This is a genomic window from Bacteroides intestinalis (assembly GCF_003464595.1).
GTDB lineage: Bacteria > Bacteroidota > Bacteroidia > Bacteroidales > Bacteroidaceae > Bacteroides > Bacteroides intestinalis_A.
The window spans coordinates 142,685-159,825 of the sequence record NZ_QRZF01000003.1 but is presented as its reverse complement, the minus strand read 5'-3'; the positions used below and the strand labels follow the sequence as shown (position 1 = coordinate 159,825).

The following is a 17,141-nucleotide window of genomic DNA, read 5'->3' as shown; positions in this document are numbered from 1 at the left end:
ATATTTATAATCCAGTTCTATTAGAATGTGATAGTTCCTCCGAAGTTGTAAGTTCTACTCAACGGATAAAGATAACCGTATGTTTCAGAGGGTTTTTCCGGGTCAAGTCCCTTTACACCTGTAATAGTAAATACATTATAAGCGTTTACGAATACACGTAAATTCTTAATTCCAATTCGGCCAAACAGTTGATTTTTTGGAATGGTAATACCGAGTTCTGCACTCTTCAAACGCAGATATGCTCCATTCTGCAAATTAAACTCAGAGGTTTCTTCTGCTCTGGTTTTACCATATGGATACCAACCAGAAACCCATTTATTAGTTGGATCATACGGATCTTTCTTCGCATCAACCGGATGCCATCTGTCATACAATAAGTCAAGAGCATTTCCATCCCAAGAAAGCGGATTCAACAATTGCTCACCATAACCAATATAAGACATAGCTGCACCTTGGAACAACAAGTTAAAGTCAAGCCATTTCCACTGACCACCTAATGTCAAACTGAAGTTCATGAGAGGATAGTTACGGGCATTGTTAAGATTGGTACCGGGAAGTCCTCCATTATTATCACTGTTTGTAGTTGTAGCAATAGGATGTTTATCCGCATCGTCGATAACACCGTCACCATTCCAATCTTCATAGATCGGGTCACCAGGAAGTGAATTTGCATTAGAGTAAATTGAATTAGCAATTTCATCATACGATTGATATTGGCCGTTTGAACCTTTTCCAAACCAAATATCTTTATAACGATTGATGAAATTATTACGCCAATAGTCGTAAGAATTAGAACGCTCAGGCATCACTTTTTTCGTCCACATACTGCGAGTCATCTGTACAGAAAGCCCTACATTATATCTAAACTGATTAATCTGATGATTGTGGCGCAAAGCAACTTCAAAACCTTTGGTACGATCCGAGTTCAAGTTAGCTTGAGAAATACCAGAACCAAATGTGGCTGGTACAACGATACTTGGAGTATCCAACAAGCCATCACGGTCACGTTGGAAAAAGTCTACAGAAAAGCCAAAAAGACCATCCCAGAAATCAGCATCAACACCAACATTTATCATGGTAGATGTATACCAAGTCAAATCCAAGTTCGGTGCATTTCTAAATCCAAGCGCATTGGTAAATGTGTTACCAAATACATATCCTCTCGGAAGATTTTGCCTATTATGATATGACTGAGGATAATCATATCCTTCAATAAACTGGAATGCAGAAGCGCCATCATCTCCAAGCTTTCCCCAAGACCCCCTTATCTTTAAGTTAGAAATAAAAGGAAGATTATCCTTAAGAAATGCTTCTTCTGAAATACGATAAGCTAACAACACACTTGGGAAGAATCCCCACTGTTTACCTTTCGGAAATTTAGATGATCCATCATAACGGAAAGAGAATTCACCTATATACTTACCAGCATAATCATAGTTAAATCGACCAACCAAAGCCCTAGAAGCACTCTCTGACAAACCTCCTCCTGTTCCTTCCTGGTTCTCGGTATTACCAGCAAACAGATAAGGAATGGGAATCTCGAAATAGCGCTTTGCACTGAAATCATATCCTTGGCTATATCCCTCTTCATAGAGCATCATAGCACCCACATGATGTTTCTCAGCAAATGTATTGTCATAATTCAATTGTACATTCCATAATGTAGAATAAGAAGTATCAAACACACGTTTCAACTCTGTTTTACTATTTCGAGTAGCAGCTACTTCATATTGCTCTGTAACAGAATTGTAGCGGTATTCATTATACTCCTGCTTATAATTAGTATTGTCGTTATAAGTTTTATCATAACTAAACATACCTTTAGCTGTCAAACCCTTAATCCATGGAACTGTATATTCTAACTGCATATTAGATTGAAAGATATTCTTCTTATCTTTTACATATCCAGCCAGATCAGGACGAATAACAGCAGCCGGATTAAACTCTACATCTGGGTGATAGAAATAAGGATCAGTATTATTAGCATACACCGGATCTGTAGGACGTGAACGCCAGAGCATCTTGAAAACTTCCCAGCTTGACATTTGTTGTCGATTTGTTTCATCCATAATCATATTCAATTTGACACCTGCTTTCAAATTCTTTGTAATCTGAGCATTCAAGTTGGTACGCAAATTGTAACGGTGGTAGTTAGCAGAGTTAGTACGGAAGAAACCACCTTGATCATTATAACCAAAATTAACATAATAGTCTATTTTATCACTACCTCCGCTGATAGAGACATTTTGTTGTTGTTGGGGAGCAGTATTCTTCAAAACTGCATCATACCAATCTGTATCGGCCATTTCACCATTCGCCAATTGCTCGAAATACAAGTCATCGTATGTTAAAACAGGATTAGTAGTGCTACGCATAGTAGTCTCATTATACAGAATAGCACGGTCACGGGAACGAAGAGGACGCAATATTTCAGCCGGCGTTTGAATACCATAGTAAGCTGAATACTCAATCTTAGCCTTTCCCTTTTCTCCCTTTTTAGTAGTAATCAACACAACACCATTAGCCGCACGAACACCATAAATAGCGGCCGATGCATCTTTCAAAACTGAAATGCTTTCAACATCATTCGGATCCATACGCGGCATATCTCCACGTGGCACACCATCTACAATCAGCAAAGGCGCACCCAAACCACGAATATCAAACTGATTAGTAAACTGTCCAGGTTCAGATGTCTTTTGTATATTTCGAACACCCGGCAATTTACCTGTCAACATATTCTGGATATTGTTACTTTTAGTAGAAATAATCTCATCATTATCCACAGCAGACACAGCACCTGTTATAGTAGCTTTTTTTTGCGTACCATATCCTACTACTACCACTTCATCCAACAATTTTGAATCTTCTTGCAAAACAATGTTATAAGAAGTTCTATTGTCCAACTTCACTTGTTTTGTTGTATAACCAATATAAGAAATATCCAACGTTGCTCCTGTAGGAACTTTAAGATTAAAATTACCGTCAACATCAGTAATAGTACCTAATGCTTTGTTACCAACAACTGTAATATTAGCACCAATAATCGGTTGACCTGTACCATCAACGACTTGTCCTGATATACTCCGAAGATTTTGTGCCTGTAAAGGAACAAAAATCATCAAAAACACCGCTAACATACACCACCAGGTATACTTACCTGGGTCGGTAATTTTTCTTTCATTTTTCATGTGTTTCATAAATTCACTTTTAAAATTGTTTTTCATAATAAATCACATCATTAGTAACCACTAGAGACCCTCAAACAATCTTTGAAGCACTTAGAAATTAAGCAATTATCTAAAGATCAGAATCAACTCTTAAAGATTCAGTCAATTATCAAACTGACAAAGTATATCTGAACTTAGCATATTATTGCAAGCTCATCAAAGTAAAGCGCATCATTCAAAACTTAGCAAATATATTCCTCTAAATAATTTGGAAAAATTTAATCAAAGTTATGCAATACATAATTTAGAAATCCTCCTTTACTTGTTATCTGATCTCTTCAATAAAGCTAATTTCAAAATGACAAAGAACGAAGTGGTTCTGGTAGACCCAATTTATCTTTAACCGTCCAGATTTCAATGGACAACTTTATAAATTCATACTATCCTTTGAAGAAACCTAAATTAGGTAAAAGGATATGCCTTCAGTTAACTTGTATTTTTCATATGCTTTTTTTAAGTTAAGTATTTTTAGTATCCTTCGTTTTTTAAAATATTATCCTGTGCACAATCTTTTATATTACCTAAAAAGAACTTATTATTGAGCCTATTATTATCGCTTTGATACGACAAATTTATATACTCGAGATTAAAAATTAAGTGATATCTCGCTTATCTGATGCTTAATTTTGAATTAAATTAAAAAAAGAACTGCCTCTTTACTAACATTATAAGATAACTAAGATCAAATCAACATATTTCCGCATTCAACACTACTCGTGTTACTTTAAACCAGCTATTTTACAGTTTTCTGATGAATCACTAATGTCTTTTTTTCATAAGGGATCGGATAAGCTGTTATCCAGACTTCTGGATGTAGAGAAAGCTTATTTGAATCATAAGCCAATAAGTATACTTCTATATTTTTGTTCTCAAATTTCTCATCAATCTCAAAGAAATAAGTATAGTTGGAATCAGATTGTATAGTCGTATTTTCCCATGGATTAGCAGGATACGAAGTTGCTCTAGAAGATGCTCCTATATATTGGTCATCCACTTTTAATGCAACATATGCTCCCTCAATACCATGTTTCCCATTAATGGCTACACAAATGCGACTATTAGGAGCAACCTCATCTAACTGAAATGTTGTTTTCCAAGCACCAGCACACTGCATAACAGAGCTATCTGCAAAAAGATTATTGGCTCTAAACTTACTAGATTCTATCTTTCTTCCATCAGTATAAACTTCTACTTCGGCTATTGCATCGGGAAAAGGTTTCATTTTAAGATATCTCATCTTCTTTCCTATTTTCAAATTTATAGTTGTACCAGCCCTAAAAGGCATAGATTCCCAACTTTTTAGATCGCATGAGATATAAGCGATATTACCTTCATCAATTAATAAAGGTTGCAATTCATATTCGCTGTTTACTCTCATTAGAATGCTATCCACCAATAAGTTCTCTCCAAGATCCAAACGAAAGCAACCACCCTTTATTCGAATATCCCCTTTTCTTCTTGATGGCCAAAAGCCTGTCTTCATGTTACCATCAAATAAGTATTTATCCCAAATGCCTCGATTTATAAAAGTAGACTGATTAAAGAATGCATTGCGAGCAGCCTCTACCTGATTAAATTTTGTTATTCCCGAACGATATAGAGAACGAACTTCCATTGCATTATTATCTGCAGCAAATACAGTAGATTCATATAAGGAATTTGCATCATAAGGCATAGAGCTAGGAGATAAATCAGCTATTTTTCGGTGGTAAAACTTTGAATATTTATCCCCTGCAAAGCTTATATTCATCCCATTCGAGTTATTCAATTTCTTTGTAACATCTTGTCCATCCATTTCTATTTTTTCAATATTGGATAAATTATTTAATTTAATATGCGTTTGTGTTCCTGTAAATCCTAATAGACTTATTTCAATTGGTTGTCCTATTACATCTTTTATTATTTCAAAATCAGTGCCTTCAATTCCAATACCGTCTATACTCTCATCTGCAGAAGCATAAAATAACATCGATCTAAATGGCAATACTGTTACTTCCACAGATTCGCCATATTCATAAACTCCAAATATTTTTTCAACAGGATGAAATAGTCGGCACTTTACATATTTACATTCTTCCAAACCAATCTCATGATCTAATTTAATATTGACTTTCTGAGGCTGCCAAGTTAGATTTCTCAATGTTATTAACCTCGTCTGGTCATCTCCCCTCGAAACTGCATATTTCCCATAAGTCATAGGTAGTTCCATACCATTCACTAACAACTTCGAAAATCTTCGATGCAAATTAAAAATTCGTGCTAATTTAGAAAACTCCCCATCTGATAACAACCAAGGATTACCATATATTTGAGGAGAAAGTATCAAAGCCCTATTAAATGCCTGTAATACAAGTTCATCTTCCCAATAATCTAAGCAAGAAGAAAGACAAACCCCATGATCTTCTGTTAGTCTTTTCAAATCAGGAACAATTCCTCTTTCTAATGCTCCTGCTCTATTGTGAGGAGCTGTATAGGTATTAAAAGAGTTTACATCAGTATAGCTCTCTTTACCCTCCCATAAAAAAGTTGTCGCACATTGTTCTGCTTTTTTTAATCCCAAACGATGATTTAGAAGAACTAAATCCGGAGAATATTTCCTGCATTCCCTAATCATATCTACAAATAGATCTTCTTTCTCTTCTCTCAATGGACCACAAACAGCATCGAATTTGAAAAGAGCCCAATCATAGTTGCAACAAAGTGAAACTAACATGTTTTTTCTTTCCTCTGCACTTTCAGTAGTATCTCCAAACCCATCTGGGCCTCCCCAAAGTCCTAAGCGCATTCCATTTTCTTTAGCTTTTGAATAAACAGCATCTAATCCTTCAGGAAATTTTTCCTTAAACCTCTGTGAGTTCATATTCCCATAACAATTCTTGCCATCAATTAACCCTGCATCAAAAGCATATATATCCAACTGCATTCCGTATTCTTGATGAAGCCATTCAAAAAAATTCAAATTAGCTAATGTCTGAGATTCCGTAGCTCCTTCATTAGTATTATTTATCCAAGAAAAATATTCTGCCTTTGATAAACTTCCTTCATCAATACTAAACTTTGAATCATGCTCTTTCATTATTTGCAGATTTTTTTCTCTGTATTGCAAAGCTGTTTTAGCATCATTCAACCAATTATATTGACCTATAGGATATGTATTCGCTAGCAAATTCATTTCTTTTGAGACTTGTTCAATTTTCATTAAAGATAAAAGAATACCATTCTTCAAACCTTTAGGATGAAAACATTCATCTCTTACATATATCCTAGAACCATAATATGCTACACATACAGCTTCATGCAAACACGCCGTTAAATAAGTACGATAAAAAAGCTGATATAATTCATTATATGTTGTAGCTTTTAATAATGGTTTTACTTTTTCAATTTCAGATAATGCTTCAGAAGCAAGTTGAACTCCATATTGCTTTTCAGTTACAATATAATTATAATATACACTATCCATTTTTTCACCAGAGTCGATCCATTGATTATCAAATACAGTTTTTACTTCAACAGCTAATGGGGATGACAACGATTTAAGATGCACAGGAGTAATATGATTTATAATATCTTTCCAATAGTGAAATGTTTTATTTATATTATGTTCTACATGCACCATAGGTGGATCAATCCATCTTCCTGATACATGTCTACTATATCCCCATTTATTATTTTCATAATTTAAAGAAGAATGATCCGTCAAATTTGTCCCTAAAGTATAAAAAACAGATGTAACTATATCGTATGCATTTTGGAAAGCTTTTCTAATGGGCAATAAAGCTGCTTCACCATATTTTGATGTAATAAATTCATCATATATTTGCATTGCAGATACCGTTTGTTCTTCTGTCATCCGTTTCAATGCATATAATTGAATTTCATTGGCAGTTCCTAATATACTGGTATTTCCATAACGATCCGTTCGTGCAACATATCCAACAACATTAGGACAGTTAATATAACTACCCCATCTTTTCATAGTATATTCAGGCCATGTGTTAGCAACCACTCCTTGTCCACTGTATTCATTACCAGAATCAAACTCAACAATTGTAGGTTTATTCATTTTTCTAATATAGGAGTTATCAGGATGGGTCAAGAAGAAATCATGAGGTGTTTCTTTCATCATTAAAATTACCTCATCGCTTTTTATATGTTCTATGCACCCAACAGTACCCTTATATTCTTCCTCCGAATAAGCAAAAGTACGGATATAGAGTTTTTTGCTTCTTTCTCCTATAACCACATCAGAGATTGCATTAACAACTGCAGCCAATTTTTCTTCAGGTGTTTTCATGCTCATCGAATACTGTTTCTCTACATAAGCTCCAGTCTCAATAAATGTTAAAACAAGTCCATCTGCTTCAGGTGCCAGATTAAGCATCCGGCGATAATCCTCCTTAAACCATTCCCAAAATTTAGGATTGTCCAAATTGATTGTTCCGTTAGGACCTGTTCTAAAACACGATGGATAATAATCCAAAGAATATAGACTATGATCCCAAAGTAGAACCTCTTCAATGCCTTGTAAATGTGCAAAATGAATAAGTTTATTAACCTGTTCACATACTTTCTTTTCTCTAATAGCTTTTAGATCATGAATAATTTCATGAGATAATTGGAGCTGGTTGATATCATACTCCTTTGCCGTTCTAATTGTCTGGATAGCATGATCCATATTATCAGACAGAATAACCCATCCCCTGATATTTCCACTTGCAAAAAGATTTGCAAAAAAAGAAAAGAAAAAGAGACTGACTATTATAAACTTCCTAAAAATCATTTCAATATAATTTTCATTTCTTTACCGCTATATCTTATTCTCTTTACCACATCTCCACCATTTAACTTAATGATAAAGTCCCTGTCTTTCATTGCATAATTTCCCATTCGGGCTCCAATTATAAATTCCTTTGTATATTCATTCCATTTAAACGGAATAATACTATAATCTCCATTTTTATAATCCAAAGTCTCACCATCATCTTCATATAAATCGAAGCTTGTATTTTCCCCATCAAAGACATGAATCTCAAGCGGAACATTAGTATCTATATTTTTCTCAACAGAAGTATAATAAGGTATAATAGAACCTGATCTTACAAACAAAGGTATTTTATCCAGAGATGCTTTCGCTTCAATAGTAGTTCCCCCATTATATATAGTTCCTGTCCAAAAGTCCCTCCACATATGTCCTTGTGGCAAATATACAGAGCGAGATATTGCTCCTGCCGTCAAAATGGGACAAACTAAGAGAGCTGGACCATACATAAACTGATCTTTACAATTTAACACATTTTCATCTTGAGCAAAGTCGAAAGCAAGTAATCGCATTGGTGTATAATGCTCATGAGTAACTTTACCTGATAAAGTATAAATATAAGGTAATAGTCGATATCTTAACTTTATAAAATCAGTACATATACGTTGTACTTCAGGCCCATATGCCCATAATTCATTAGGTGCTTTTGTATCTCCCGGATAGCGGCGTCCATGAGAACGAAAAACCGGACAGAATGTTCCATACTGAAACCAGCGTACAAATAACTCTTGATAATCTTTTTTAGAAGGATCTCCCCCTGAATAGCCACCAATATCTGTAGTCCAATAGGGAATTCCTGTTGCTGTAAAGTTTAATCCTGCTGTTACTTGCGTTTGTAACTCGGTAAATGTTGCTGGAATATCACCTGACCATACAGCTGTACCCCACTTTTGCTGAGAAGCCCAGGCACATCTGGTCAGCAAATAAGGACGAATATTTGGGCGAGCCTCGGTTATTCCTTTATAGAAATGTGATGCATGAACTAAAGGATATATATTTCGTACCTTCTGAGCTGACCCAGCATATGTATTAAGTGGTAAGTACGAAGCTATATGATCAGGCTCCGGCCCATCCAAAAACCAACCGTCAATATTGAGATTGACTAAAGAAGATACTTTATCCCAATACATTTTAGCAGCATTCGGATTAAAAGTATCATATATATAGCCATCAATAGCTTTTGCGCCCTCCAAAATATACCCTTTTTGCGACATCTCATTATAATTAGGAATACCAGGTTTGAAACTAGGCCACATTGTGAGAACTACCTTAATATCATAAACATTATGGAGACTATCTAACATTGAAGGAATATCAGGAAATAGTGCCTCGTCAAACCGATGTGAACCTGTTCCATATTTACCCCAATAATGATAATCTATAAAAATAGTACTGGCAGGAATATCTTCTTTCTTCATTCTCTTCACAACATCCATCACTTCTTTTTGCGTAGCATAACGATTTCGGCTCTGATGATAGCCTAAAGCCCAATCGGGTAACATCGGAGCAACTCCCGTTAAAGAGCGATAGCTGCCCACTAAGTCATCTATTTTATCACCAACAAAAAGGTAATAGTTAACAATTTTACCATAATCAGAAACTAAACTCATCCCGGTATTATCATCCGTATAAACGGTCCGTGAAGGATTATCCCAAAATATTCCCCAACCACCAGTAGAATAAATAATCGGCACAGCAGCTTGTGTATTAAACTGAACTAGTTCTCGTTTGGCATTCCGTAAATTCATTAAATTATCCCTAAATTGACCTAAACCATACAAAGCTTCTTCATCCCGTAACTGGAACTTACAATATGCACTGACAGAATCTCCACATACATTCATCCTCGCTTTTTCTGGAAATTCTTTTAATAATACTTTTCCAGATACATCAAGAAGACTGATATATCCTTTCTTCTTATTCACAGTAACAGAAAAACGAGGAGAACGTAATACTATCTCTTTCTGAGTATCTTCCACACTAAACTCTGCTACTTTTGACTGTTGAGTTACAGCAACACTCTTATATTCTTTTATTTCATATTCAGAACCGAACATCACATGCATACTCCCTATACTATAGGGTTGCAAATATAAAATCCCACCCGATGTCTGAACCCACAAAGCCTGTTGTTTTTTCTCCCAAGAAAGTACAGTTTGCGACTGCCCTTCTCTATTAGTAACTTGTAGTGTATTAGGACGTACTACATCATGATAATTCTTACCCAAAGAAACATCAGTAAAAATTCCCTTACTTCCCTTCTCTGCTAGGATTTTAATACGATTAAAATCAAATTTACCAGATAAGGTATATTCAGCATTTTCCAAGTCAGGAACGGCAGCAGCAGTAGGACTATAAAAAACATATGCTTTATCAACCTTATCAGGTTCATCAGAAAAATCAATACGTACCACAACTAACTGAGGTTCCCGCGTCTGCTTAGCCTCTACAAATATTCTTTCCTCAACACCTTTCTCTAAAGAAAAGCCTAACCGTGAATTACCTTTTTCTTTTAATACCAAAAAGCTACACCAAACTGTCCCATTTATACTATTTAACTGCACATCTCTATATATACTTACCCTTTTAGAAGAAGCATCCAAATGCCAACACATTTCAGGTGCAGTAATAGATGATATTTCCAAACTTCCTTTTTCTTGCGTAACAAAAGTCATGTCTCCTTTCCAAGAATTCTTAAAAAAAGACTGTTCTTGAGCATACACAATAGAAACAGAATAAAACAAGAAACTGATAATCAAAATAATATTTTTCATAATCCACCATTATTAATTACATTTACTTACAACTCCATTCTCTATAAGAGAAATATACCCCAATAATGCCCCCCAATGATAGAACTTATCACTCCTCAAGACATCATCACCTTCTCCAGTGAGAGCATTATAATTCTCAAAAACATACCCATGCGATAACCAGGATTTCAATAATAATTTTTTAGATTTTTCAGCAAAAACATGCCGTACTTCCGAAAATTTATAGTTATTCAATCCCAGATAAACCAAGAAATTCAGCGGAGCCCATATACGTCCCCTCCAATACTCATTATCTTTAAATGCGGGATCATTCTTTGGTACAGAAGGGATAACATATTCTCCCCAAAACTCATCTGTATTCAGTAAATGCTCTTTTATCATTCTTTCAGCTTGGTTCTGGGTAGGCACTTTTGCCAACAACGGATAAAAGCAAGTCGGTGAGGTACGATAATTAAATTTCATGTTTTGAGTAGAGCGATTATAATAAAAGCCTGTTTTCTCATCCCACAATCCTTCTAAATTATTCCGATAATATTTTGCGCGATTTCTAAGTTCAATTACATCTTCTTTATGCCCAAGTTCTTCCGCTATCAAAGCCAAATAATCACAATCCATTATATATAAAGAAGACATACCCACATCATGCTGTTCCAGCAAATGTTTTTGCTTATTAAAAGGCACTCCATCATACATTGGAGAATTATCTAGTCCTGATTCCAAGACTGCACCATAATGACAATTTGTATCAAATTCAGATCTGAAATAAGTAACTTTTTCATAGGGGTTACTACCCAAACATAATAATCCTTCATACTCTCTATTTTGATTCCACCAACGATTCCAAGTCAACAATTCCTTATACAATAATTCCAAGAACCATTTTTCTTGATATTGTTTGTATATTGTCCAAACAGCTAAAGAACCGACAGGAGGCTGGGAACGATCTCTTGACTTAAAATTATTACTATAAAAACAATTAGGAACAAACCCACTCTCTGTTATCGCCTTGGTTATCTCTACAGCATTTGCGTAAGCTAGTTCCTTATTACCAACAGCAAGCATCATCGATGCAAAATAAGTATCCCAACAGAACAAAGTGAACCCGCCAAAGTCTTCACTAGCAAACCATTCAGAGCTCCAAATCCGACTCACAGGGGTAATAACTTTTCTAATACTAGGATCATAAATATTATCCCAAGCCAAAACACTCTGCATCGCATTATAGCAATCATAATTTTCACCAAAACATTTTTGATTAGAATGAACAAAATCCTGGGCACGATCATTTATAAAAGCCATAGCATGATCTAAATTCATTTTTTCGCCACAGCAGATAGCAATCGGAGTATCCAAAGACAAAATAAATTCTCTCCCATTTTTCCCCTTAAGTTCCCCCTCTATATAAGTTTTTATTTCAACAGCTTTGTCACGTGATGCTAGCGTAAATCCGAGGTTATCTACAGTAAGCGTATTTCCACGTTTCCAAAGACTCTCAGGTATAACGACCAATCGCCCTCCTCTCTTTGTTCCTGTCAGCGGTTTAATCAGAATTACATTTTTAAATCCCACAGCAGCACTTTCTACTTGCAACTTATATCCACGCCAATCTACAGTTATCTTTGTATAAGCTCCATCAAATGAATGGGGACCCGGTTGCAATAACGGCGCTCCCTTAGCCCTGTCTCCGATTCTAAACTTCTTCACCCGACTCCCATCTATATCCATTATATTTAAATCGACAGCAAAACCATAAGGAAGAAATACATGAGTCAGTACGCTACGAGTATCCCAGGTATTCCAACCGACAGCTAATTGCTTTTGCAAATTCTCATATAATTCTTCAGGAGTATTACCAGAAATAGCTTTATTAGGATGAATAAACAGTCCTAATAAAAACAATCCAATTGACAAGTACTTTTTCATAGCTTAAATACTAAATTATATATTATTTCAACTTTTCATTTAGAAGGTTTCCAAGAATACCTTCACAAATGCAAAATAAAAGGCCTAATCTTAAAAAACAGAGCTATCACTTATTAATTGAACATTAAAAAAGCGCTTAATCATTACGATTAAGCGCTTTTCTTACTTTAGCATTTATTTATCACCTGTATAAATTACATAAAGGAACTTTATACTCTTCTCCCAATGAGTCCTTATACTCTTTACAGAAACGGTCATACACACTCTTTGCAATACCCTTTTTACCTTGTATAAAGAGAATAGAACATTTAGCAGCTAATGCTTCTTCGTTCAGAGGATCATGTAAGAACAATATATCGGCAATACGCAACACTGTATCATAATCGTTACGCTGTAATTCCAACAAATTCCTTAGCAAATCAATAGAAAGACTGGAATAAGAATCTTTAAACTCATCTAACCAATCAACGATAGTATTTGATAACAATGGACCGTACAACAAAATTTCAAGTATCTGATTTAAGAGTTCATCATCCCCATGCTCACCATTTTCCTTAAATTGACGAATACAATCTAATACTACCCAATAATCACAGAACACTCCCTCTCCCCATCGAATACACAAAAATCCTGCATCACTAACAACTTCCACATCACCTACTTTTTCCAACAGCACACGTAACTTACGCAAAGTCACATTACGATTATTACGAGCAGCTTCTTCTTCTTTATCCGACCATAGAATATCCGTTGCTTTTTTAGTCAGTATACCTTGCTTATTTTTTTCCGTATAAAGCACAAGTAATATAAGCAAACTTTTCAATCGTGGTGTAAAAGCTCCGGTTATATCATTACCATCTTTATCACGAACATTAAATGTACCCAACAAAGATATTGCTGAGCGACTACGATCAAAATATTTTTTCACGACCTCTACTCCCTCTATCGTTTCATTAACAACAGGCTCCATTCGAGGAGTATCTTCTTTTATATCTTCAACTCTAACTCCTACTCTATTATGCTTTATTCGGTAGAAAAGGAATATCGCCCCCCCTAATAACAATATACCACACGAATACCATAGCCATCTTGGAACCGAATTATCATTTACAATCTGAACTATCTCATTATCATTCAATAAAGGAGTATTAATAGAGTAAATAGCTACATCATGTGTACGATCACTCAAAATCTTATCTATTACCAAATATAGCTTATGATGAGCTGGTGATGAGTAAAAACTAAAATCGCAGTCCTGGTAAACTAAATCATTATGAATAGGTTTGGATATCTCTACCCAAGCAGAATCATTCATAAAAACCTTCCACAAGCTTCCTCCACCTTTCATACTAACAGCATAAAAAGAGCTATCCGAAGGTTCAAAATACATAGTAGATGCCATCAATAGTACATCTGTAGCTTGTTTTTTCCTCCATATACTACGGGACTTTCCTGTTTTTAAATTAATAGCACATAATTCATAATAAAAGTGAGCATTAAACTCTTGCTTTCCTTGCTTATTTCCACGACCACCAAAAATGTACAATTCATCACCTACTACAGTAGCAGCAGATGAATAACGAGGAGAAATAACAGGGGTATATGTCACTTCTTCGACTTGCTTCATACCCACTTTTAAGCGATATAAATTATTCCGATATTGATAAAACCCATATCCCCCCCAAAAGTAAAATGAAGAATCAGAAAGATTAAATGTACGTGCATGGTTATAATAACGAGGCTCATCCAAATGTCTTTCATTTAAACTCCATTTTCCCTCATTGACAGACAAAGCAGAAACCAATTTCTCATGTAAAGAATAAGAAAGTAACTGATTAGTCAAAGTATCGTAAACCATATGATCCGTATACTCCATAGCTGGGTATCCCTCCACAATAGGTCTTTTGTTCAAATCACAAGAAATTCCATTCAATATGTCTATATTATCTCGTCTTATAAGATAAAACGAAGCATCACGAGCATTAAAGGCAATATCTAAACGACCTGAGCTTCTTTCAGCATATATTTTCTTCCACTCAATATGATTATCAATTAACCATGAAGGATAGGACGCCAATGCCACAGCTCCTTCTTCTTCGTCAAGACAAACATCACCATTATGTTTCCATAACTTCCAATATCTAATCAATTCTCCATCACGGGTAATCTTTACATCTCTAATATTCATTGGAGCTACATCGGCTGAAAAATATGGAGATTTTCCAAACGAGACCGTTATATCCTTAGTTCCACGCAAAGGCACTACCATTGTAGTATCTTTACTATCATACTTCAAATCAATCTGATTTGCTTCTATATTAAGGTGCAAAGAGACAGGGATCCATTTACCTTTTTCTATATTGGTATTAATAGCAAACATCCCTTCATTGAATACAAGAGCTGGAAAATTCCGATTATTATCACCTGCTGCAAATACAAAATGAAGAAATTGATTTTCATTGGTACACAAATGAAGAATAGCACCAAAATCAGGTTCATTACGAACCCACATTTGAAAATCAATAATAAATTCATTTTTTATATGGAAAGGAACATTCTCATCAAGAGACAAAGAAGTACGTTCATTACCAGGCACAGAATGAGATTTGAAATGTAGGCCATAATCTATAGAAGCCAACACTTCCAAATACCCAAATGAGAAGAATAATAATATCCAAATTAGCAATTTACTTTTCATAGTATGTCGTTAAAGAACACACTGCAAAGGTAACAAAAAATCGTCCATTACAAATAAAGGATACGAGAATTTGGAATTAGAGCTCAATTAAACTGATATTATGCGTAAATTAATAACAAATTAATCAAGGAAGTAATATCTTCAATTTACTTTTGTTACAAAGAATAAAAAAGATCGTTCTATTTATCAAATTAAAACTGTATTATGAAAAAACTTTTTTTTAATTACATGAAAGTAAGATCGTTATTTACTTTTTTACTATTAGTACATTTTCTTTCTATCTCTACATCTGTAGAAGCCAAAGTCAAACTGCCCTCTGTACTTAACAGCAACATGGTATTACAACAACAATCAAATGTTAAACTTTGGGGTAATGCCAAAGAAAACTCTTTCGTTACTGTAAAAACATCATGGAATAATAAGTCATACAAAACAGCTACTGACCAACAAGGAAAATGGCTCTTAGTTGTTTCTACACCAGTGGCCGGTGGCCCCTATGAGATATCATTTAGCGATGGAGAAACCTTAACACTGAAAAACATACTAATAGGTGAAGTCTGGTTCTGCTCCGGCCAGTCAAATATGGAAATGCCCATGAGTGGCTTCGATCGCCAACCAACGCAGGGTACAAATGACATTATTGCAAAAGCTAAAGTGTCTACTCCAATTCGTATTTATAATACCGACTCAAAAGATGGAAGATGGGTACGACAATTCAGCAAAACTCCACAGGAAGACTGTAAAGGCGAATGGTTAGAAAATAGTCCAAGCAACGTATCTCACACAAGCGCAGCTGCTTACTTTTTTGCCAAATATATCCAAGAAGTACTGGAAGTACCGGTCGGTATCATCGTATCTTCACTTGGAGGTTCAAAAGTAGAAGCATGGATGAGCAGGGAAGCAATAACGCCCTTCAAAAGCATCGACTTATCTATACTCGACAATGATGAACCTATAAAAAATATTACAGCCACCCCTTGCGTACTATATAACGGGAAAATTGCACCTTTCACAAATTACACTATAAAAGGCTTTCTCTGGTATCAAGGTGAAAGTAACCGCGATAATGCAGACTTATACAAAAGTTTAATGCCAGCTTTTGTCAAAGACCTGCGCAGTAAATGGAATATCGGAGAATTTCCTTTTTATTTCGTGGAAATAGCACCTTTCAATTACGAAGGCGCTGATGGTACCTCAGCAGCCCGCATGCGTGAAGTTCAACAGCAAAATATGAAAGATATTCCCAACAGTGGAATGGTCACTACCTTAGATATCGGACATCCGGTATTCATTCATCCAATGGATAAAGAAACTGTGGGAAATCGTTTGGCTCTTTGGGCCCTTTCCCAAACATATGGACGAAAAGGATTTGGTTACGCCACTCCCATTTATAAATCAATGGAAATATCTGGCAATAAGATATATATCAATGTAGATAATGCACAACGTGGACTCTGTCCGATGTGGACTCCACTTGAAGGATTCGAAATTGCTGGTGAAGATAAAGTCTTCTACCCTGCCTATGCTGAAATAGAAACTAAGACGACTCGACTCGCTGTATCATGTGATAAAGTTCCAAATCCAGTTGCAGTGCGATACGCCTATAAAAACTACACAAAGGCAAGTGTATTCAATATCTATGGCATTCCCGTGGCTCCATTCAGAACCGATAACTGGTAAATCATAATCACATA

Annotated in this window: 6 protein-coding genes; 1 reads left to right on the top strand and 5 read right to left on the bottom strand. The window is 35.3% G+C overall.

The features are described 5' to 3' along the window. Nucleotides 1-20: 20 nt before the first annotated feature. The 5 genes from DWW10_RS05440 to DWW10_RS05420 form a co-directional block, all read right to left on the bottom strand. Nucleotides 21-3,200, bottom strand: coding sequence for a SusC/RagA family TonB-linked outer membrane protein (locus DWW10_RS05440; protein WP_182021354.1), 3,180 nt, complete (start codon nucleotides 3,198-3,200; stop codon nucleotides 21-23). 763 nt (nucleotides 3,201-3,963) lie between these two features. Further along, nucleotides 3,964-8,013: a hypothetical protein gene (locus DWW10_RS25970; RefSeq protein WP_182021353.1), complete on the bottom strand. Its 4,050-nt coding sequence runs from the start codon at nucleotides 8,011-8,013 to the stop codon at nucleotides 3,964-3,966. Next, nucleotides 8,010-10,826: a glycoside hydrolase family 31 protein gene (locus DWW10_RS05430; protein WP_118421478.1), complete on the bottom strand. Its 2,817-nt coding sequence runs from the start codon at nucleotides 10,824-10,826 to the stop codon at nucleotides 8,010-8,012. The genes DWW10_RS25970 and DWW10_RS05430 overlap by 4 nt, the downstream gene beginning before the upstream one ends. Before the next feature lie 12 nt (nucleotides 10,827-10,838). Continuing rightward, complete coding sequence (locus tag DWW10_RS05425) at nucleotides 10,839-12,749, bottom strand: MGH1-like glycoside hydrolase domain-containing protein (protein ID WP_118421477.1); 1,911 nt, start codon at nucleotides 12,747-12,749, stop codon at nucleotides 10,839-10,841. A gap of 181 nt (nucleotides 12,750-12,930) precedes the next feature. Continuing rightward, nucleotides 12,931-15,447, bottom strand: coding sequence for an AfsR/SARP family transcriptional regulator (locus DWW10_RS05420; protein ID WP_118421476.1), 2,517 nt, complete (start codon nucleotides 15,445-15,447; stop codon nucleotides 12,931-12,933). Between the two features lie 204 nt (nucleotides 15,448-15,651). Between DWW10_RS05420 and DWW10_RS05415 the strand changes: the two genes are divergently transcribed. Then, the gene (locus DWW10_RS05415) at nucleotides 15,652-17,127 is read left to right on the top strand and encodes a sialate O-acetylesterase (protein WP_118421475.1); all 1,476 of its coding nucleotides are present in this window, start codon (nucleotides 15,652-15,654) and stop codon (nucleotides 17,125-17,127) included. The last annotated feature ends 14 nt before the right edge of the window (nucleotides 17,128-17,141 follow it).

What these genes read in the sequence shown, in the direction of transcription:
- DWW10_RS05430 (WP_118421478.1), bottom strand. Translation starts at nt 10,826, where the DNA reads ATGAAAAATATTATTTTGATTATCAGTTTCTTGTTTTATTCTGTTTCT.
- DWW10_RS05415 (WP_118421475.1), top strand. Translation starts at nt 15,652, where the DNA reads ATGAAAAAACTTTTTTTTAATTACATGAAAGTAAGATCGTTATTTACT.
- DWW10_RS05420 (WP_118421476.1), bottom strand. Translation starts at nt 15,447, where the DNA reads ATGAAAAGTAAATTGCTAATTTGGATATTATTATTCTTCTCATTTGGG.
- DWW10_RS05425 (WP_118421477.1), bottom strand. Translation starts at nt 12,749, where the DNA reads ATGAAAAAGTACTTGTCAATTGGATTGTTTTTATTAGGACTGTTTATT.
- DWW10_RS05440 (WP_182021354.1), bottom strand. Translation starts at nt 3,200, where the DNA reads ATGAAACACATGAAAAATGAAAGAAAAATTACCGACCCAGGTAAGTAT.
- DWW10_RS25970 (WP_182021353.1), bottom strand. Translation starts at nt 8,013, where the DNA reads ATGATTTTTAGGAAGTTTATAATAGTCAGTCTCTTTTTCTTTTCTTTT.